General features: G+C 72.9%; 21 protein-coding genes. 7 read left to right on the top strand and 14 right to left on the bottom strand.

Annotated elements, in window-relative coordinates; translation table 11 throughout:
* Positions 1-25: 25 nt before the first annotated feature.
* Genes ACIPEP_RS07685 through ACIPEP_RS07675 form a run of 3 tightly spaced genes read left to right on the top strand, consistent with a single transcriptional unit; the run spans position 26 to position 936 of the window.
* On the top strand, positions 26-160 hold the full coding sequence (locus ACIPEP_RS07685) for a hypothetical protein (protein WP_402716917.1): 135 nt from the start codon (positions 26-28) through the stop codon (positions 158-160).
* Between the two features lie 60 nt (positions 161-220).
* On the top strand, positions 221-604 hold the full coding sequence (locus ACIPEP_RS07680; RefSeq protein WP_402716916.1) for a hypothetical protein: 384 nt from the start codon (positions 221-223) through the stop codon (positions 602-604).
* On the top strand, positions 601-936 hold the full coding sequence (locus tag ACIPEP_RS07675; protein ID WP_402716915.1) for a sigma factor-like helix-turn-helix DNA-binding protein: 336 nt from the start codon (positions 601-603) through the stop codon (positions 934-936). The genes ACIPEP_RS07680 and ACIPEP_RS07675 overlap by 4 nt, the downstream gene beginning before the upstream one ends.
* A gap of 2 nt (positions 937-938) precedes the next feature.
* On the opposite strand, the gene ACIPEP_RS07670 is transcribed toward ACIPEP_RS07675, so the two are convergent.
* The 3 genes from ACIPEP_RS07670 to ACIPEP_RS07660 are packed head-to-tail and all read right to left on the bottom strand — an operon-like array spanning position 939 to position 3,201.
* A complete protein-coding gene (locus tag ACIPEP_RS07670) occupies positions 939-2,111 on the bottom strand; it encodes an MFS transporter (protein ID WP_402716914.1) in 1,173 nt (390 codons plus the stop codon).
* Positions 2,112-2,125: 14 nt separating this feature from the next.
* On the bottom strand, positions 2,126-2,332 hold the full coding sequence (locus tag ACIPEP_RS07665; RefSeq protein WP_071294192.1) for a hypothetical protein: 207 nt from the start codon (positions 2,330-2,332) through the stop codon (positions 2,126-2,128).
* Positions 2,329-3,201 carry a helix-turn-helix domain-containing protein gene (locus ACIPEP_RS07660; protein WP_402716913.1) on the bottom strand — a complete coding sequence of 291 codons (873 nt, stop codon included), beginning with the start codon at positions 3,199-3,201 and terminating at the stop codon, positions 2,329-2,331. The genes ACIPEP_RS07665 and ACIPEP_RS07660 overlap by 4 nt, the downstream gene beginning before the upstream one ends.
* A gap of 87 nt (positions 3,202-3,288) precedes the next feature.
* On the opposite strand from ACIPEP_RS07660, the gene ACIPEP_RS07655 reads away from it, so the two are divergent.
* Positions 3,289-4,173: an aldo/keto reductase gene (locus ACIPEP_RS07655; RefSeq protein WP_070419328.1), complete on the top strand. Its 885-nt coding sequence runs from the start codon at positions 3,289-3,291 to the stop codon at positions 4,171-4,173.
* A gap of 25 nt (positions 4,174-4,198) precedes the next feature.
* Here ACIPEP_RS07655 and ACIPEP_RS07650 read toward each other — a convergent pair whose 3' ends face one another.
* Entirely contained in the window at positions 4,199-5,350 is a 1,152-nt protein-coding gene (locus tag ACIPEP_RS07650; protein WP_402716912.1) for a PQQ-dependent sugar dehydrogenase, read from the bottom strand.
* Between the two features lie 132 nt (positions 5,351-5,482).
* Here ACIPEP_RS07650 and ACIPEP_RS07645 point away from each other — a divergent pair, with 132 nt between their 5' ends.
* Positions 5,483-6,148, top strand: coding sequence for an SDR family oxidoreductase (locus tag ACIPEP_RS07645; RefSeq protein ID WP_070417539.1), 666 nt, complete (start codon positions 5,483-5,485; stop codon positions 6,146-6,148).
* A 126-nt stretch (positions 6,149-6,274) separates the two neighbouring features.
* Here ACIPEP_RS07645 and ACIPEP_RS07640 read toward each other — a convergent pair whose 3' ends face one another.
* The 5 genes from ACIPEP_RS07640 to ACIPEP_RS07620 form a co-directional block, all read right to left on the bottom strand.
* Positions 6,275-7,072, bottom strand: a complete 798-nt coding sequence (locus ACIPEP_RS07640) for an SGNH/GDSL hydrolase family protein (protein WP_070417540.1) — start codon at positions 7,070-7,072, stop codon at positions 6,275-6,277.
* Positions 7,073-7,203: 131 nt separating this feature from the next.
* Positions 7,204-10,041: an ABC transporter permease gene (locus tag ACIPEP_RS07635; RefSeq protein ID WP_402716911.1), complete on the bottom strand. Its 2,838-nt coding sequence runs from the start codon at positions 10,039-10,041 to the stop codon at positions 7,204-7,206.
* Entirely contained in the window at positions 10,038-10,769 is a 732-nt protein-coding gene (locus ACIPEP_RS07630) for an ABC transporter ATP-binding protein (protein WP_402716910.1), read from the bottom strand. The genes ACIPEP_RS07635 and ACIPEP_RS07630 overlap by 4 nt, the downstream gene beginning before the upstream one ends.
* Positions 10,766-11,344: a PadR family transcriptional regulator gene (locus tag ACIPEP_RS07625; RefSeq protein WP_309777544.1), complete on the bottom strand. Its 579-nt coding sequence runs from the start codon at positions 11,342-11,344 to the stop codon at positions 10,766-10,768. The genes ACIPEP_RS07630 and ACIPEP_RS07625 overlap by 4 nt, the downstream gene beginning before the upstream one ends.
* Positions 11,345-11,478: 134 nt before the next feature.
* Positions 11,479-12,360, bottom strand: coding sequence for an aldo/keto reductase (locus tag ACIPEP_RS07620; protein WP_402716909.1), 882 nt, complete (start codon positions 12,358-12,360; stop codon positions 11,479-11,481).
* A gap of 86 nt (positions 12,361-12,446) precedes the next feature.
* On the opposite strand from ACIPEP_RS07620, the gene ACIPEP_RS07615 reads away from it, so the two are divergent.
* Entirely contained in the window at positions 12,447-13,367 is a 921-nt protein-coding gene (locus ACIPEP_RS07615; RefSeq protein WP_175475650.1) for an endonuclease/exonuclease/phosphatase family protein, read from the top strand.
* A 118-nt stretch (positions 13,368-13,485) separates the two neighbouring features.
* Here ACIPEP_RS07615 and ACIPEP_RS07610 read toward each other — a convergent pair whose 3' ends face one another.
* From ACIPEP_RS07610 to ACIPEP_RS07590, 5 genes are read right to left on the bottom strand one after another with little or no spacing between them, the layout of a single operon-like run.
* The gene (locus tag ACIPEP_RS07610; RefSeq protein WP_402716908.1) at positions 13,486-14,067 is read right to left on the bottom strand and encodes a YdeI family protein; all 582 of its coding nucleotides are present in this window, start codon (positions 14,065-14,067) and stop codon (positions 13,486-13,488) included.
* 4 nt (positions 14,068-14,071) lie between these two features.
* Positions 14,072-15,529: a hypothetical protein gene (locus ACIPEP_RS07605; protein ID WP_402716907.1), complete on the bottom strand. Its 1,458-nt coding sequence runs from the start codon at positions 15,527-15,529 to the stop codon at positions 14,072-14,074.
* 58 nt (positions 15,530-15,587) lie between these two features.
* Positions 15,588-17,132 (bottom strand): FAD-binding oxidoreductase, encoded by a 1,545-nt coding sequence (locus tag ACIPEP_RS07600; protein ID WP_402716906.1) that lies wholly within the window; start codon positions 17,130-17,132, stop codon positions 15,588-15,590.
* Positions 17,129-17,365, bottom strand: a complete 237-nt coding sequence (locus ACIPEP_RS07595; protein ID WP_070417548.1) for a hypothetical protein — start codon at positions 17,363-17,365, stop codon at positions 17,129-17,131. The genes ACIPEP_RS07600 and ACIPEP_RS07595 overlap by 4 nt, the downstream gene beginning before the upstream one ends.
* A complete protein-coding gene (locus tag ACIPEP_RS07590; RefSeq protein ID WP_402716905.1) occupies positions 17,362-17,949 on the bottom strand; it encodes an acyl-CoA thioesterase in 588 nt (195 codons plus the stop codon). Before ACIPEP_RS07590 ends, ACIPEP_RS07595 begins: the two co-directional genes overlap by 4 nt.
* A gap of 130 nt (positions 17,950-18,079) precedes the next feature.
* Here ACIPEP_RS07590 and ACIPEP_RS07585 point away from each other — a divergent pair, with 130 nt between their 5' ends.
* Positions 18,080-19,066: an aldo/keto reductase gene (locus ACIPEP_RS07585; protein ID WP_071294180.1), complete on the top strand. Its 987-nt coding sequence runs from the start codon at positions 18,080-18,082 to the stop codon at positions 19,064-19,066.
* Positions 19,067-19,208: the final 142 nt, after the last annotated feature.

Here is a 19,208-nt window from a genome sequence, read left to right as displayed (position 1 = left end):
CTGGGAGCACCTGTCGCGCAGCCAGGTGTTCAGCACCGAGAAGCCGCGGCGGCTGCTCGGCTACGAGCCCGCCTGGACGGCCGAGGCGACGGTCCTCGACGCGTTCCGCTGGCTGGTGGAGCACGGCGAGGTGGACGTCGCGGGCCCCCTCGTCGTCTGAGGTTGTGCTTGCGCCTGTGATCAGTTGCGGCTAATATCAGCCTTGGCTAATGTGCGCTGCATGCAGATCGACTGGCCTCGAGAGTTCAACGCTCAGCTCGACCGTCTCGAAGCCGACACCACCGAACGGGGTCGGCGGCGGCTCGAGTTGCTCACGTTCATGCTCAAGCGGCTGCGGGACCTGGATGCAGCGCCGACGCACGACACCGCAGTGATCAAGCGGGTCCGGCAGTCGAAGGAGCACGTCGTCTGGCGGGTGTCGCACCCGTACGTCCAGGGGATCGCGCTCCGGTTGATCTGCTGGTTCCCGCCGGACACGGACCGTGTCGTCATCGCGCTGTTCTCCGGCGACAAGGCCGCGATGGGTGACGTGTTCTACGACACGGTCGGCGTCCGAGCCGACCGACTGATCGACCGGTGGGTCGACGAGACGAAGGAAGCATGATGGGCGAGAAGGACTTCGTGCACGGCAACGACCGACTCGAGCGGATGCTCGACCGCCCCGGCATGGCCGACGCCGTGGCGGCGCTCGAGACGGAGGCGGACGAGCTCGACCGGATCCACGCCATGAGCCTCGCGATGGTGCGGGAAGCCGGCAAGCGGACCCAGGTCGAGATCGCACACGAACTGGGGATCAGCCAGGGCGCGGTGTCCCAGATGGAGCGTCGGGAGGACATGCTCCTCTCGACACTCCGGAGCTACATCACCGCGGCGGGGGCACAGAACCCCCGGATCATCGTGACGGTCAACGGACACGACGTCGAGCTCGCGATCTGAGGTCAGGCGCGGGCGGTGACCACCAGCCCGCGGCGGCGGTGGACCGCCCAGACCGTCAGGGCGAACCCGACCAGGACCGCTCCGCCCACCGTGACCGCGGTCCACCCGCCGGCGTTCCACAGCACCGAGGCGAGTGCCGAGCCGATCGCCCCGCCGATGAAGTTCGCGGTGACGAACGCGGTGTTGAGTCGGCTGCGCGCCGCCGGGTCGATCGCGAAGAGCCGGGTCTGGTTGAGGACGTTCGTCGCCTGCACACCGACGTCCAGCAGGACGACCGCGACGAGGACGACCACGATCGACCGCGCTCCGAGGCCCGCGACCACGAGTGAGACGAGCACGACGGCGATCGCCGCACCGGTCACGGGCACGGACACCCCGCGGTCGTGCAGCCGACCGACCCGCTGCGCGGCGACCGCCCCGGCGAGCCCGGCCAGGCCGACGAGCCCGATCGCGCTCGTGGAGTACCCGAACGGCTCGGCGCTGAGCAGGAACGTCAGCGCGGTCCAGAACATCGTGAAGACGGCGAACATCGCGGAGCTGATGACGAGGGTCACACGCACGGCCCGGTGCGCGGCGACGGCACGGAACACCGAGGCGATGAGCGTGGGGTACCGCACCCGATCGCGCCGGTCGAGCTCGGGGATCGCCCGCCGGAGCAGCACGGCGAACAGCAGGGCCGCGACGGCGGCGACGACGTAGATCGCGCGCCAGCCGAACGCGTCCGCGACGAGCCCGCTGACCGTCCGAGACACGAGGATGCCGGTGAGGACCCCGGAGGCGATCGTCCCCACCACCCGACCGCGGGACGAGGGGTCGGCGAGGTCCCCGGCCAGCGGGACGAGCAGCTGCCCGGCGACGGTGGTGAGGCCGACGAGCGCGAGCGCCACGAGGAGCACGGCGAACGACGGGGCCACGGCGGCGAACAGCAGCGCGACCGCGGACGCGACGAGCACCCCGGGGATCAGGCGTCGTCGGTCGAGCACGTCGCCGAGCGGCACCACGAGCAGGATGCCCAGCGCGTACCCGACCTGGGTGAGCGTGACGAGCAGCCCGGCGACCGCGGCGGACGTCCCGAGCGAGGACGCGATGTCGTCGAGGAGCGGCTGCGCCCAGTAGAGGTTGCCGACGGCCGCGCCCCCGGCCACCGCGAACAGCAGCGTGCGCGCGGGCGTCATCCCCGCACCGGCGGTCACGGACGCCGCCGGAAGAGCTCCGCGAGGTGCCACGGCCCCGGTGCGAGTCGGACGGCCGCCTCGGCGCGGATGCGGTCCTCGCGCGCACGGTCGCGCGTGAGTTCTTCGATCTCGCGCTCGGCACGCAGGCGGAACCGGACCCGCTCGAGGAACGTCAGCGGCTCCGCGGGGCGGGTGGTCCGGATCGAGTCGGTCTCGCTCATGCGTCCTCCGTCTCCGGGACGGCGGCGACCGTGGTCGCCGCGAGGTTGGCGAGGAGCTGCAGGCGCTCCTCGGACGGCGAGCCGGGCTCCGCGCCGTAGACGATGAGCGTCAGCCCGGTGTCCGTGACGAGCTCCATCGTCTCGTACGTCAGGTCGAGGTCGCCGACCTCGGGGTGGTGCACGTGCTTCGTGCCGGACCGGTGCCGCATCACGTCGTGCGCGGCCCAGCGCTGGCGGAACTCCTCGCTGCGGGTGGAGAGCTCCCCGATGAGGTCCGTCAGCCCGCGGTCGTACGGGGACCGGGCCGCTTCGGCACGGAGCACGGCGACCATGTCCCCGGTCACGCTGTCCCAGTCGCGCCAGAACTCGCGACCACGGGGGTCGAGGAAGGCGAAGCGCGCGGTGTTCGGGGTACCGGACGGGTCGAGGAAGAGCGGTGCGTAGACCGCACGGGCGAGAGCGTTGCCGGCCAGGAAGTCCGACCGGCCGTTCCGCACCCACGCGGGAGCGGTCATCGAGTCGAGCACCCGCTGCACGTTCGGCCGGACCTTCGACGTCGGGGTCTTCCGACGCGTCGTCGCCGAGGCGTTCTGCGCACGGGCGAGGTCGAACAGGTGCGCGTTCTCGGCGTCGTCGAGCCGGAGCGCCCGGGACAGGGATCCGAGGACGCTCTCGGACACCCCGGTGAGGTTCCCGCGCTCGAGGCGGATGTAGTAGTCGACGCTCATGCCCGCGATGAGGGCGAGTTCCTCGCGGCGAAGGCCCTTCACCCGTCGCGCGCCGCCGAAGTCGGGCAGCCCGACCTGCTGCGGCGTGACGCGCTCGCGGCGGGTGCGGAGGAAGTCGCGGACTTCGTCTCTCGTGTCCATGTCCTCCACGGTAGGTCCGATCGACGGGTCGGAGCAGGGGCTGCTGGTACCCGTCAGGTCGGTCCGGGCGGTCGTAGCGTCGTGGACATGGACACACTCACCCTCAACAACGGACTCGAGATCCCCGCGATCGGGTTCGGCGTCTTCCAGAGCGCGCCGGCCGAGACGGTCGACGCCGTGCGCACCGCGCTCGAGACCGGGTACCGCCACATCGACACCGCCGCCGCGTACGGCAACGAGCGCGAGGTCGGCGAGGGCATCCGCGCCTCGGGTGTCGACCGCGACGAGATCGTCGTCGAGACGAAGATCTGGGTCTCCGACTACGGCCTCGACGAGACCCTGCACGCGTTCGACAAGGCGACCGGCAAGCTCGGCTTCGACCACGTCGACGTCCTGATCCTGCACCAGCCCGCACCCGACCGCTTCGAGCGGACCATCGCGGCGTACCGGGCGCTCGAGCGGCTGTACGCCGAGGGCCGTGTCGGCGCGATCGGCGTGAGCAACTTCATGCCGCACCACCTCCGGTCGCTCCTGGACGCCACGGACGTGATCCCGGCGCTCAACCAGGTCGAGCTGCACCCGTACTTCACGCAGCCGGACGTGCAGCGCGCCGACGCCGAGCACGGCATCCTCGACCAGGCGTGGTCGCCGATCGGTGGCATCACCTTCTACCCGGGTTGGGGCGACGAGCGGGTCAGCGTGCTCGACGACCCGACGATCCGGGCCATCGGCGAGGCGCACGGCAAGACCCCGGCGCAGGTGATGCTCCGGTGGCACGTGCAGCAGGGCCGCAACGCGATCCCGAAGTCCACGAACCCCGGGCGCATCGCCGAAAACTTCGACGTGTTCGACTTCGTGCTCTCCGACGACGAGCTCGCAGCGCTCGACGCCCTCGACACCGGTCGTCGCGGCGGGCCGGACCCGGACGGGACCGACACGAGCCGCTTCGAACGGGTGATCCCGGAGGCCTGACGCGACCCGGGTCCGTCGCTCGGGCTCAGCTCGTCGCGAGCGGCACCGACACGATCCGGTCGTCGCCGTCCGTCGGGTCGCCACGCCCGTCGGTGTTGTTCGTGACGAACCACAGGGCACCCTCGGGACCCTCGAGCACCGTGCGGATGCGGCCGAAGTCCCCCGCGAAGTACTCGGTCGACGTCGAGGGGGCGTCGGCCGGCACAGCCCTGACGACCTCGCCCTGGAGGTTCGCGATGAACACGGTGTCGTCGATCACCGCCAGGCCGCTCGGCGAGGCATCGTCGGTGGCCCACTGCTGCACGGGGTCGACGAAGCCCTTGCTCGTGCCGCCGGTGCCCTCGACCTCAGGCCAGCCGTAGTCCCTCCCCTTCTCGATGACGTTGAGCTCGTCCCAGGTGTCCTGCCCGAACTCCGACGCGAACATCGTGCCGTCGGCCGTCCACCCCATGCCCTGCACGTTCCGGTGCCCGAGGCTCCACACCGGGGACCCGGGGAACGGGTTGCCGCCGGGGACCTGGCCGTCCGGGGTCAGCCGCAGGATCTTCCCCGCGAGCGAGTCCCGGTCCTGCGCGTCCGAACCGGTACCGGCGTCGCCGACGCTCGCGTAGAGCATGCCGTCCGGGCCGAACGCGATCCGCCCGCCGTTGTGGAAGCTGTTCGACGGCAGCCCGTCGATCACGGTCGTGGCGTCCCCGAGCGCGTAGGACCCGGCGCTCCCGGACAGGTCGTAGCGCTGGATGCGGTTGCCGTCGTCGCCCGTCGAGTACACGAACAGGTCGCCCTCGTGCAGCGCGAGTCCGAGCAGACCGCCCTCACCGCCGTGCCGGACGCCCGCGATCGTGCCGACCTCGCGCGTCTTCCCGGCGCCGGTCAGTTCGAGCACCGTCGCCGAGTCCCGCTCGCTGATCAGGGCGTCGCCGCCGTCACCGGTGCGGACCACCGACCACGGGGCGTCCAGTCCGGTGGCGATGTCGGTCGTCTCGCCCCCGGGCTCGAGCTGTCCGGTGGCGCTCGCCGCGGGGGTCGTGGCGCTCGACGAGGGGCTGCTCGTGGCGGTCGCCCGACCCTCGAGCGTGCGGGCGTCGTCGTCGGTGCAGGCTGCGAGGACGAGGGCCGCGGCGGCGAAGGCGCCGAGGGCGGACAGGGTGCGGCGGGTGCGAGCGGTGGTGTGCACGGTGGTCCTCCCGGGTCGTGGGTCGATTGCACACGCGGCGGTCGGGAATCCCCTGGGTGGCCCTGGCATCCCCTCCCTCGGGTGCGCGGAGCGGCCTACGGTCGGGTCCACGCCCCACGGAAGGACCACCTCATGACCACCATCGCCATCGTCGGAGCCGGCAAGGGCCTCGGCCTCGCCGTCGCCGAGCGCTTCGCCCGCGAGGGCTTCTCGATCGCCCTGCTCTCCCGCAACCAGGACCGCCTGGACTCCCTCGCCGCCGGCCTCCGGGAGCACGGGTACACCGCCGCCGGCTTCGCCGCGAACGTCCGCGACGGGGACTCCCTCCGCGGCGCCCTCGAGCGTGCGACCGAGCAGCTCGGGCCGATCGAGGTGCTGCAGTACAGCCCGCTGCCCGCCAAGGAGTACATGCGCCCGGTGCTCGAGACCACGGCGGAGGACCTGGTCGGCCCGATCGAGTTCTCGGTCTACGGCTCGGTCAACGCCGTCCGCCAGGTGCTGCCCGGCATGCGCGCGATCGGGCACGGCACGATCCTGTTCGTGAACGGCGGCAGCGCGGTGCGCCCGGGTGCTCGGGTCACCGGCACGTCCGTGGCGTTCGCGGGCGAGAGCGCCTACGCGCAGCTGCTGCACGACGCGGTCCGTGACGAGGACGTCCACGTCGGCCAGCTCATCATCCCGTTCGGCATCGACGACGGGCAGCCCGAGCACTCCGGTGCGTCGATCGCGGACCGCCTGTGGGCGATCCACACCGAGCGCGGTGCGTTCCGGACGTACGCCGAGCCGCTGCCCGAGTGACCCACTGACGGACGGGAGCGCGCCCCGCTCAGCGGCAACGCGAAGCGTTGCGCGGGGCGCGCCGACCGAGCCTGCGAGGGAGGAGGGCCGCCCCGCCCCTCCTGTCCGACCCTGGTCGCGTCTCGATCAGCGCGCGGCTCGCGTGATCGCCGTCGCCATCACGCGCGCGACGACGACGTTCGTCGCCGCGTCGCCGTGGATGCCGTCCGCCGACGCGCCCCGGACCCAGGCCCCGTCCGCCTGCCGGAACCCGGCGAACGGGTCGACGTACGACCAGCCGTGCTCCGCCGCGTCGCGCTCCAGCGCCCGGCTGAGGACGAGCTGTCCCGCGCGGCGGTCGGCGCCCCACTGGCTCCAGGTCCAGTTCGACGGCGGGCCGGAGACGACGAGGACGTGCCGCGCACCGACCTTCCGGACGACGGCGTCCACGTTCGCGATCGTCGTCGCGGTCGGGATCGCCTGGTTCACGTCGTTCGTGCCGAGCTCGACGACGAGGACGTCCGCGTCCGGCACGGGGCCGATCTCGTGGAGGACCTCGTCGGACCGGTACCCGCTGTGCGCGTAGCCGCCGACGGCGTGGAACCGGGTGTCCGGCACGAGGTCGTGGAGCCAGGAGTCCGGCCGTGCCGTGATGGAGTCGCCCGCGTACGCGAAGGTGACCGCGCCGGACCGGTCGCCGGAGCCGAGCGCCCCGGTCACGGCGTCGTCCGGTGTGGCGGCACGGACAGCTGTTCCGCCGGCTGCGGCTCGGGTGTCCGCACGTTCGACCGGCGCGGCGGAGGCGCGACCCACGGACGGGGCGCGCTCGGCTGCGGCGGTGCTCGCCGACACGACGGCCGTGCCGACGACGAGGGATCCGCCGGCGACGAGGCAGGCGGCGGTGACGATGCTCGCGACGAGGGCGAGACGACGGGTGCGGGACACGACATCAGGTATCCCCCGGATCGGCCTGCCGTACCAGTCCCCAGACCTGGGGAACCGCGCCGCTGGCTGTGGGTCTTCGCGGCCGTTCCCAGCCGGCCTCCCCGGTCGGGTCCGGGACCCGCCACGTCCGGTCACGGTGTGCGTCGCAGTGCCACGCGGTGGCGGCGGCCCGCGAAGACCCACGTCCCCGCGGTGACGAGCAGCGGCAGCCCGAGCCCGAGGAGGGCGAGCACGGGCCAGTCCGCCACGAACGGCAGGTGCGTGGTGCCGGCTGGTCCCGCCGAGAAGCGGAGGGTGAGCGCCCGGATGGGCAGCAGCCCGAGCAGCGTGCCGATCACCGCGCCGACGGTCGTCAGGATCGCGGCCTGCCACGCGGACACCCGGCGACGGAGCACGGGTGCCGCACCGACCGCGTCGAGGACCTCGTCGTCGCGTCGGCCGTCCGAGCGGGCCAGCCCGATGGCGACGGCGGTCGCGCCGATCGTCACCGCCGCGGCGAGGGCGAGGACGATCGCCTTGACGATGCCCTGCGCGTCGACCGGGCCGGCCTCGTACTGGAAGTACGGGCCGCCCCACCGTTCGCGGTCCGCGCCGCCGAGGCTCTGCCACGCCGAGGTCAGCTCGTCGGACTGTGCGGGGGTCAGGTCCGCGGACTGCTCCGTGACGAGCATGCCGTCCACCGCCGGGACCCGGTACCGCTCGGCGGTCTCGCGGGTCATGAAGACGCCGACCTGGATGCGGGGGGTCTGCACGTCGAGCACCGCGGGGATCGTCGTCGTGGCGTCCGGACGGGTCTTGGTCGTGATCGCGGGGCTGTCCGACGTCTGGTCGCGGAACGCGTCGATCCGGACCTGGCCGTCGTGCGCGTACTCCGGCCACAGGGCGACGGCGCGGCCCGAGGTGAGCGCGTCGCGGACCTCGGCGGACGGACGGTGTCCGGTGAGGACGGCGTAGTCGTCCACCGTGCCGGTCCAGATCTTCGGCGCGGAGGTGTCCTGCGACTCCAGGTAGCGCGAGCACGACGTGGTGTCGTTCGCGCGGCAGTCCGTCCGCCCCCACGAGTGCAGGAGCGAGAGCGTCGACGGCTGGTCGCCGGCGACGTCGGGCGCGACGCCGAGCACACGCACCCGGTCGTGGTCGAGGACACCGGAGACGATCTTCGCCGCCTTCGCCGTGACGGAGGCGTCGTAGCCGCCGTCGCTGCCGTCCTCGTTCGAGAGCCAGACGTCGGCCGTCGCGACGCCCACGGCGGTGCGGTACTCGTAGTCGCGGACGAACTGCGCGTGCTCGGACGCACTCCACGTGATCGCCACCGAGGCCACGAACACGACGCTCATCACGCTCGCGAGCACCGGCACGGTCCGCACCGGGTTGCGCCGGGCGTCGCGGGCGGCGATGCGGGCGGAGAGCCCGAGCCGCGTCGCGGTCCTGGAGACGAGGGCGAGCAGCCACGGCGACGACATCGCGACCCCGAGCTGCATGAGGCACGGGCCGATCGCGACGCCGGCGCCGACGATCCAGGCGAGGTGGTCCTGCTGCACCGGGCGGTCGTTGAGGAGCAGCACGCCGGCACCGCACGCCAGGGTCATCACGGTGCCCGCGACGACGAGCACCGGTGCCCAGATCCGGCGACGGCGCTCGGCGCGCGGGTTCACCGCCGCGGGCCGCAGCGAGCCGCGCAGCGCGGCGAGGACGTTCATCCGCGTGGCCGCACGGGCCGCGACGAGCGCCGACACGAGCCCCGCGAGGACGGCGGCGGCACCGATCGACAGGACCAGGCCGACCGGGACGTGCAGCCCGGGCCACGAGCCCACGTTGCCGTCGTCGGCCAGGTGGAACGCGAGCACGCCGACCCCGGTGCCGAGCGCGACGCCGAGGACGGCGCCGGTGAGCCCGAGCACCAGCCCGGAGCCGGCGACGATCGACCGGACGAAGCGTCGGTCCCCGCCGACGCTCGTGACGATCGCGTACGAGCGGGTGTCCGCCCGGGTCCCGACGAGGAAGGCGGCACCAGCGAGCAGGGCGACCTCGAACATCGCGAAGACGCCGAGCAGCGCCATCGCCCCGAGGAACCAGCCGATCGGGCTGCTGAGCCCGGCGCCGTGCAACCGCTCGTCGGGCGGGTCGAGCACGACGGGACGCGACTGCACCGTGATCCCGTGGGCGTTGAGCGCGCGGATCTCGGACCACGTCGGGGCGTCCGAGGCCAGGTACACGGTGACGTCGAACGGCGCAGCGGCCGTGCCGGTCGTCGGCTGCGTGGTGCCCCACGGCACGAAGACGCCCTGGGCGTCCGGGTCGGACGCGGCGTCGCGCATGGTGCCCGTGATCGTGAAGCGCTTCGTCACCGGGTCGGTCAGGTCGACCGTGTCGCCGATCGACGCGCCGAGTCGCTCGAGCGTCGCCGGGGTGACCATGAGCTCGTCACGGCTGGTCGGTGCGGCGCCGTCGAGCACGTGCCAGTGCCCGTCGAGGACCCGCGACCAGACCGCTCCCTCGACGGCCTGGATCCCGATCGGCCCCTTCGGCCCGGTCAGCACGATCTGCGCCGAGGTGACCGGGATCGACACGGCACCGGCGGGCACGTGGTCGAGGACGTCAGCGAACCGGGCCTCGCCGTCGGACTTCGCGACCGGGCTGTCCTTCGCGGACTCGGTGTACTGCCACTGCACGGGGTCCTGCCGCATGCCCGGGAGGTCCGGGCCGACGACCTGCATCTGCGCTGCCGCGTGCCCGAGGTCGTACCGGAGGCCCTCCGCCTGGGTCGGCTGCGTCGACTGCACGACGACCGACACCGCGGCGAACCCGGCGGTCGGGATGCCGATGAGGGCGACGATCAGCGCCGCCCGCCCGGCCTTCGCGAACGCCAGCCGACGGCCCAGCCGGAGCGCCGGTCGCAGCGCGAAGGGCGTGCGGCGGTCACGCCCCGAGCGGGCTCCGGCGTCGGCGCGTCGCCGACGCGCGTTCACGAGGCGGTCCGGCCCGTGAGCGCCATCTCGACGCCCGAGTACACGGTCTCGTCCACGACGCGGCCGTCGCGGAGGAACACGATCCGGTCCGCCCAGGCCGCGTGCCGGGCGTCGTGGGTCACGAGCAGCGCGCCCGCCCCGGAGTCGACGTGCCGGCGCAGCATGCGGAGCACGACCTCGCCGGTCTGCGAGTCGAGGGCACCGGTCGGCTCGTCGGCGAGGACCAGCCGGCGCTCGCCGACGACCCCGCGCGCGATCGCGACCCGCTGCTGCTGGCCACCGGACAGGTCGTCCGGGAAGGCGTCGGCGCGGTGCCCCAGCTCGACGTTCTCGAGCGCGAGTTCGGCTGCGCGGCGGGCACGGCTCGCCTTCCAGCCGTCGAGCTCGAGCGGCAGCGCCACGTTCTCGACCGCGGTCAGCGAGGGGATGAGGTTGAAGTCCTGGAACACGAACCCGACGAGGCGCCGACGCAGGGCGGCGAGGTCCTTGGCCGGCCGGTCGGACACGAAGTCGCCGTCGATGACGACCTCGCCGCTGGTCGGCGGCAGGAGCGTGCCCGCGCAGGCGAGCAGCGTCGACTTGCCCGAGCCCGAGGTCCCCATCACGGCGACCATCTCACCGCGGGCGATCCGCAGGTCGATGCCGGCGAGGGCGGTGACGGCCTTCGCGCCGGAGCCGTACTGCACGCTCACGGCGTCGAGCTCGAGGAGCGGGGCGACGGCGTTCACCGGGCGCTCCGCACGGTGGCGTCGGACGACTCGGCAGCGACCGTCGAGTCCGGTGTCGGGGACGGTCGGTGGCGCGCGACGCTCGACTCCACGTGGTCGAGCCAGCGGACGTCGGCCTCGGCCTGGAAGAGCATCGACTCGAGCACGAGCGACCAGGCGAGGTCGTCTGCCGGGTCCGAGGAGCGCTTCAGCCGGGTCAGGTCCTGCAGGTTCCGCACGGCGGCGGCGCGCTGGACCTGCACGAGGCGCGGCACGTCGACGCCGGGCACCGTCACCGCGAGGGCGAACTTGATCGCGAGCTCGTCACGACCGCGCTTCGGCGGGACCGGCTCGCTGAACCAGCGTGCGACCTCCTCGTGACCCGCGTCGGTCGCCGTGTAGACGACGTGTCCGTCGTCGTCGGCGTCACCGCGGGCCACGAGGCCGTCGCGTTCCAGGCGGTCGAGCGTCGTGTAGACCTGGCCGATGTTCAGCGGCCAGCTGCCCCCGGTCCGGTGCTCGAACTCCCCCCGGAGCTGGTACCCGTAGCCGGGCCCGGCCACCAGCAGCGCGAGTACGCCCATCCGTACGCTCATGACGTCTTCCCCCTCGTTCCGTCCGCCTTGGACATACCGAGTATGCACATACCGCGTATGTGAACGCAACCCCATGACGGACTGGAGGCACGGTGCCAGCTGGCACCGCGCCTCCAGTCCGTCACCGTGTCGCGTCAGTGACCCAGCTTCGACAGCTCCTCGAACTCGTCGTCGGTCAGCTCGACGGTCGCGCCCGCGAGGTTGTCCTCGAGGTGGGCGACGCTCGACGTGCCGGGGATCGGCAGAACCACGGGCGAGCGCTTGAGCAGCCAGGCCAGGGCGAGCTGGGCCGGGGTGGCGCCCTTGCGCTCGGCGATCTCGGTCAGCGGGGAGTCGCTGCCGGTGAGACCGCCGGTCGCGAGCGGGAACCACGGGATGAAGCCGATGCCCTGCTCGGTCGACCAGTCGAGGAGTTCCTCGGCGTCGCGCTTCTGCAGGTTGTACAGGTTCTGGACGGAGACGATCGTGGCGATCTCCTGCGCAGCCTGCACCTCGTCGACCGACACCTCGGACAGGCCGATGTGGCGGATCTTGCCCTCGTCCTGCAGCTTCTTCAGCTCGCCGACCTGGTCCTCGAGCGGGACCTTCGGGTCGATGCGGTGGAGCTGGAACAGGTCGATGCGCTCGAGGCCGAGGCGGCGGAGGCTCATCTCGGCCTCCTGGCGCAGGTACTCCGGGCGGCCGACCGGCGGCCACTCGTTCGGCCCGGTGCGGGTGAGGCCGGCCTTCGTCGCGATGACGATGTCGTCGCCGTAGGGGTGCAGCGCCTCGCGGAGCAGGTCCTCGGCGACGTAGGGGCCGTAGGAGTCGGCGGTGTCGAAGAAGTCCACGCCGAGCTCGACGGCGCGCTTGAGGACGCGGATCGCCTCGTCGTGGTCCTTCGGGGGTCCCCAGACGCCGGGGCCGGTGAGCTGCATGGTGCCGTAGCCGAGGCGGTGGACCTCGAGGTCACCACCGATGCGGAAGGTGCCGGAGGCGGCGGCCGGACGGTTCGTGGTGTCGGTGCCAGTGGTCATGTCCCCGGTCTACGCCTGTTTCGTTGCAGGTCTGGTGAACCGGTGTCCCCCGGGATCTGTCAGAAGCGGTTCCTATGCTCCTCGGCGTGCCCCTCCGCTCCCGCAGACGGAGTCCCGGCCGCTCGTTCGTCATCGGTGTCGTCGGGATCGCGTTGCTCGCCGGGATCGTCGTCCTCCTCGTCCCCGCCGTCCTGGGCGTCCTCGGGAGCTCGGGGTCCGTGATCGGCTCGCTGCTGCCGTGGCTCGCGCTCCTGCTCGTCCCCGTCGCCGGTGCGGCACTCGGCACCCGGTCGAAGCGGCTCGCCGTGCTGTCCCTCGCCTTCGCCGCCGCGTGGGCCGTCGCGGTCCTGCCCGGCGTGCTCGCTCCCGGCACCTCGGGGTCGCCGCAGTTGACGGTCGTCACCGAGAACATCGAGGCCGCCAACCCCGACCCGGCCGCCACCGCGAGGTCGATCGCGGCGCGTGACCCGGACGTCATCGCGCTCGAGGAGCTCACCCAGACCTCGGGCACGGCGGTCGCGGGCGTCCTCGACGAGCGGTACCCGCACCACTACCGGGTCGGGTCGATCGGGGTGTGGAGCCGGACGACCCTGCGCGACGGCGAACCCCTCACGCTCGGTCTGGGCTGGGCCCGGGCGCTCCGGGTGACGGTGGACACCGGGGTCGGCGACGTTCGGCTGTACGTCGTGCACATGGACTCACTGCGACTGGGTGGCGAGGACGGTCGGCCGCGGATGCTGGCGTCGCTCACCGAGGCGGTCCGCGACGACGAATCGGAGCGGCTCGTCGTCGCCGGGGACTTCAACGGCGGTGCGGCCGACCCGGAGATGCTCCCGCTGACCCGGATGCTCGACGAGGGCGGCGGGTTCGGGGCGACCTGGCCGGCGCAGTTGCCCGTCGTGCGGATCGACCACGTGTTCACCCGGGGGCTCGGGACGACGTCGACCGAGGTCCTGCCCGCGAACGGCAGCGACCACCGGGGCGTGCTCGTCGGCCTGCGCCGCTGACGCTGCGCGCGGGCGCCGGCGCGGGTGCGTCGGCCGTCGGTGCGTCGAACCACGTCTCCGACATCGAACCAGCCCGCGCGCCTGGTTCGACGTCGTCTTCGTGGTTCGACAGGGGCCGTCAGGGCTTCCGCGGGTACGGGGTCTCGCCCCGCTCGAGCCCGCCGACGAGCTTCGCGAGCCGGTTCGCCCGCGCCGTCGCACTCGGCGCGGTCGTGATCCGGTGGAGCACGGCGTACCGGTTCGTGGCGTCGAGTTCGGCGAACAGCGCTGCGGCCGCGGGAGCGGCGTCGAGCGCTGCCCGCAGGTCGTCGGGCACGGTGGCCGTCGCGGCACCGGCGTAGGCGCGGTCCCACCGGCCGTCGCCCTTCGCGCGTTCGACCTCGGCCCGGCCCCGGTCGCGCATGCGCCGCGCGGACTCGAGGGTGGCCACGAGTCCGATGTTCCGCTGCGACCAGATCGACGCCTTGCGCCGCGGGGTGAACCGCTGGCGGAACGTCGTGGTGTCCCGCCCGCGCTTCTGGCCGTCGATCCAGCCGGAGCAGAGCGCTTCGTCGAGCGCCTGGTCGTAGGTCAGCGTCGTCGGCTCCGTGGTGCCCTTCTTCGCGAGGACGAGCCACACGCCGTCGGGGTCGTCCTCGTGCGCGTCGAGCCAGGCGCGCCAGGCAGCGGCGTCGGGGAGTACCAGGTCGTCCGCGTCCATGCGGTCATCGTAGGGCGGCCCACCGGCGTCCCGGGGGCCGCGCCGGACCGGTGCCGCGCCTCCGGGAGCGGCGCTCCGGATCCCGGTTCCCCGACGTCCCCGCGATCGCGACTCCGTGCGGGTCCGTCTCGACGGTCGCGGGCTCGCCCTCGATCGTCCGTCGCAGCGCCTCGAGGTACCCGAACCCGTCCCGCACGTTCGGGATGAGGCCGGGTCCGCCCTCGGCCCACTCCGACACGTTGTACACCGTCATCACCCGCGGCAGGTCGTGCTCGTCGACGTAGGCGCGGGCTCGGTCGAGCTGCTTCCGGAAGAGTTGCGGGGTCGACCCGGTGTAGTGGTACCCGGACGGGTGCGGGTGTGCGGTGTCGAGCGCCGTGAAGGTGCCGATCGCGGCGTTCTCCTGCAGGTCGGGGACGGCGTCGTACTCGACGTGTTCCGTGTAGTCGGCGTAGGTGTCGTGGTCGGTGCCGTCGTCGTAGTTGCCGTCGTAGGACGCGTTGACGATCCGGATGCCGTCGCCCACGTACCGCTCCCACCGTGCCCCGAGGACGCCGGGGTGGCGGCCGAGCACGGCGACGCCGTCGTACCCGAGGTCGCGGAACGACGATGCGAGGGACCGGAGGAACGCGAGCGTCTTCGGCATGTTCAGGTTCGCGTACCCGTCGAACGCGCCGCGCAGCGACTCGAGGTCCCACGCGTTCACGGTCGCGTAGCGCTTGCCGTCGTCCGCGAAGACGTACACGTTCGGGTGGTCACGCACGGTGGTGACGAGCTGTTCGGCCCGGCGCTGGATCTCGGCCGCCGAGCCGACGCTGCCGATCGGCAGGACGTAGTCGAGCGCCCGCGAGTTCGGCGTCTGCTCGAAGTACGCCTCGAGCCAGTCGCGGCCGTTCCCGCTCCAGCCGTCGGTCGTGAAGCCGCGCGACTGGGGGAAGCTCACCGCTCGGACGCCGGCGCTCCGCAGCCAGTACGCGATCCACCCGAGGACACGGGGATCGTCGCCCTCGTAGAACCCCAGCGTCGGGTGACGAGCCGGGTCGTAGCCGAGCTGCGGATCCGTCCCGCCCCCGTCGCGGTTCGTGGGGAAGTTCCACCGCCAGTCGTACCAGCCCTTCCACCCGGACCCGCCCACGAGGCCGAAGTCGTTGTACCAGTGCGCGATCACGTCGATGTCGTCCGGCCCGGACCCGGCCGCGTGTTCGACGGTCGGCGGCTCGGTGAGCTCGCCGAAGTCCAGCGGTGTGCCGGCGTACACCGCGCAGTCCTCGTGCTGTGGCGTCCCGACGTCGGTGCGGTACGGCGGGTCGAACTCCGCCCAGGCCGCCCGGTCGGCGGGGTCTGCCGCGCACGGCGCTGCCGACCGGAGTTCGACGGTGGTGGTCAGGACGAGCGGGAGCAGCGCCACGATCGACAGCACGCGGCGGGCGGTCGTCGCGACCGGGACGGAGGGGGTTCGCACGACGGAATACAAGCACACCAGATGTGCCGTTTCAGAACATTCCGCATGCGCGCGGTGCTCACACCCAGTTCGGCTGCGCCAGCACCCCGTCCGGGTCCACCTGCTCGGCGATCCGGTGCAGCCGCGAGGTGTTCACGTCGAAGTAGTCCGCCGGGTCCGTGATCGCCGCGTCGCAGTAGTTCGCGTACGCCGCGTCACCCCACGCCGGCCGCATCGCCTTCCGGAACCCCCGGACGTAGGCGTCGAAGGGTGCCGGGTCCGATCCGTCCGCGAACACGGCGGTGTACTGCACGGTCATGAGCGCCGACCGCCACGGGAACGCGGTGTCGGTCCGTCCGACGTCGGAGACGACGCCGCCGAGGGCGTCGAGCGCGACCCCGCCCTCGAGGTTCCCCGCCACGTCACCGGCCGCCTCGGCGTGGGCGACGAGCACGTCGATCTGGTCGTCGGACAGTTTCACCGATCCGATCGAGGACGTCGCCGCCTCGGACACCCGCTGTGGCTTCCCCGCCAACGCGGACATCGCGGCACCGTAGGTGAGCTGCCGCGCGGTGTGGGCGAGCGGCTTCGCTCCGGTGGCGGCGATGAAACCGTCGACGGTGGTGTCAGCGCCGGTCTTCGAACCCGTCCACACTCCCGTCACAGTGACCGTCGGGGCGGTGTGCCGGCTCCCGTTCAGCAGCTTGAGCGTCGACCACAGCTCCGGGTCGGCGGTGGGCGCCCAGTCCTGCCAGGCGCGCACGACCGCCGCGGCGGCCGACCACGCGAAGGTGATCGAGAAGAGCAGGACGCCGGGCGCGGCCTGGGTCCGGTACGTCAGTGCCGTCACGACGCCGACGGTCCCACCGCCCCCGCCGCGGCAGGCCCAGAACAGGTCGGGGTCGGCGGTCGCGGAGACCTCGTGCACGGTGCCGTCCGGCGTGACGACGGTCGCACCGGTGAGCTGGTCGCACGTCAGCCCGAAGGAGCGGACGAGCACACCGACCCCGCCGCCGAGCGTCAGGCCGCCGATCCCGACCGTGGGGCAGGACCCGGCGCCGATCGCCCGTCCGGCGGCGGCGAGCGTGGCGTAGACGTCGCCGAGCTGCGCGCCGGGACCGATCGTCACGGTGCCGTCGTCGTGCACGTCGATGCCGTCGAGGTCCTGCGTGCTGATCACCAGCGACCGCGGGACGTCGGTGCCGCTCGCGCCGCCCGCCGACCAGCCCGTGTACGAGTGGCCGCCGGAACGGAGCGCCACCGGTGTGTTCGTGTTCCGGGCGAAGGCCAGCCCGGCCTGGACGTCCGCGGTGCCGGCCGCGCGCAGGATGCCCTGCGGGTCGGCGTCGTCGTACCGGGGGTTCTCGACGAGCCGGGCGCTGTTCCACCCGTTCGATCCGGAGCGCAGCAGCCGTCCGGAGACCGCGGCGGCGAGGGCGTCCCACGAGTCGGGGCCGCCCGGCGTCGGTGACGCGGTCGGGGTCCCCGTGGGGCCGGGCGTCCTCGTGGCCGACGGGGACGGGGACGGGGACGGCGCCGGTCGGCTGCACGCGGCGAGCACCCCGGCGATCCCGAGTCCGACTCCCCCGGCGAGCACCGCTCGCCTGGTGGCGGGACGGGTCACGGTCCGGAGACCCCACCGCCGGCGCCGGTGACGCCCGGGTGCGCGGCCTTCGACAGCCCTTCGGTCACCGAGTGCGCGGCCTCGGCGTCCGCTCGCGCCTGTGCCCCGAGCCGCGGGTCGGCCGGTCCGAGGTGCGCGAGGCGCTTCGCTCGTCGGTGGTTCTGCACCTCGAGCACGGTGATGACGGCGGCGATCAGCACCGCGACGCCGATCACGATCCACACGATGGTCATGACGTCCCCTCTCGTCCCGGGGTCTCGGACCCCGTGCCCGCGAGCGTACCCGAGCTGCTGATCCGGATGGCCCCGGCCCACTCGTGCACCCACTCCGGCACCGACAGGTCCCGGTCGGTCGCGCCCGCGGCCTCGAGCAGCTCCGACGGGGACACCGTCCCGCCGGTGCGCAGCAGGAACCGCGCCTGCACCACGGCCCGTGCCACCACGGCCCCGCGGCGGACGAACGTCTGCTCCAGGTAGGCCGCGCGGTCGTCCATCCCGAGCACCCGGGTCACGAGCTCGAACCGCTGCCCGAGCGTCAACGACCGCTTGTACGTGATCGTCTGCGCCGACACGACCGGGTACCAGCCGCGCTCGGCGATCGCACCCCAGAACCCCGAGCGCAGCATGAGGTCGAGCCGCCCGAGGTCGAGCATCGACAGGTACTTCCCGTTGTTCACGTGCCGCAGCGGGTCGAGGTCGGTCAGGGTCACCCGGAACGGCGTGCGGACCTCGTCCCAGAGCGTCGGTCGCCGTCCGCCGATCGCGGGGCGGAGCCGGACGCGCAACTGGAGCAGGAACAGCCGGAAGTACAGGTTCACGCCCCGATCACACCAGGGTCGGGCCACGAACGCGCGGAACCTTGGAGGAACCGCACGAACCGGCATTCCCGGCTGACGGGTCCGGTCAGTGCCTCCCTCCAACCGAGGGACCCGGAGTAGACCTGCACCCATGCAGACACGCAAGCTCGCAGACCTCGAGGTCGGACCCGTCGGCCTCGGCACCATGGGCATGAGCGCCTTCTACACGGGCGCCGGCACCGACGACGACGAGTCGATCCGCACCATCCACCGCGCGATCGACCTCGGCGTCACCCTGTTCGACACCGCCGAGGCGTACGGCCCCTACACGAACGAGGACCTGCTCCGCCGGGCCCTCGGAGACCGCCGCGACGACGTCGTCATCGCGACGAAGTTCGGCCTCATCACGCACACCGCCGGCGAGGAGACGCCCGCCACGGGCCGTGGCATCAGCTCCGCACCGGAGTCCGTGCGCGAGGCGCTCGAGGGCTCGCTCCGCCGCCTCGGCACCGACCACATCGACCTGTACTACCAGCACCGCGTCGACCCGGCCGTCCCGATCGAGGACGTCATCGGGCAGCTCGCCGGCTTCGTGCAGGAGGGCAAGATCCGCCACATCGGGCTCTCCGAGGCGAGCGCCGCGACGATCCGGAAGGCCCACGCGGTCCACCCGATCACGGCCCTCCAGAGCGAGTACTCGCTGTGGACCCGGGACCCCGAGGGCGACGTGCTCGACACCCTCCGCGAGCTCGGCATCGGCCTCGTGCCGTACTCGCCGCTCGGCCGCGGGTTCCTGACGGGAGCGATCACGAAGCCGTCCGACCTGGACGCCGACGACTTCCGCCTGGCGAACCCGCGTTTCCAGGAGGAGGCCTTCGCCGAGAACATGCGCATCGTCGACGCCGTCAAGGAGATCGCGACCGAGGCCGGCGGGACCCCGGCGCAGGTGGCGCTGGCGTGGCTGCTCGCGCAGGGCGACGACGTCGTGCCGATCCCCGGCACGAAGCGGGTCTCGCGACTCGAGGAGAACGTCGGCGCAGCCGACCTCACCCTGACCGCGGACCAGATCGCGCGCCTGTCGGCGCTGCCGGTGCCGACGGGTGACCGCTACCCCGACATGTCGACCATCGGTCGGTAGACGCGACCGGATGACGGCCTGGAGGCGGGGGGGGCCCGGGGCCCCCCCCCCCCCGCCGGCGCGGGGGGGGGGGCGCCCCGCGCGCGGGGGGGGTGCGGGGGGGAAAGCCGGCAGCCCCGGCGGGCCCCGCCGCCGCCCCGGG

The organism is Curtobacterium sp. NPDC087082, from assembly GCF_044745045.1.
Taxonomy (GTDB): Bacteria; Actinomycetota; Actinomycetes; order Actinomycetales; family Microbacteriaceae; genus Curtobacterium.
This window is presented reverse-complemented; position numbering and strand designations above follow the sequence as displayed.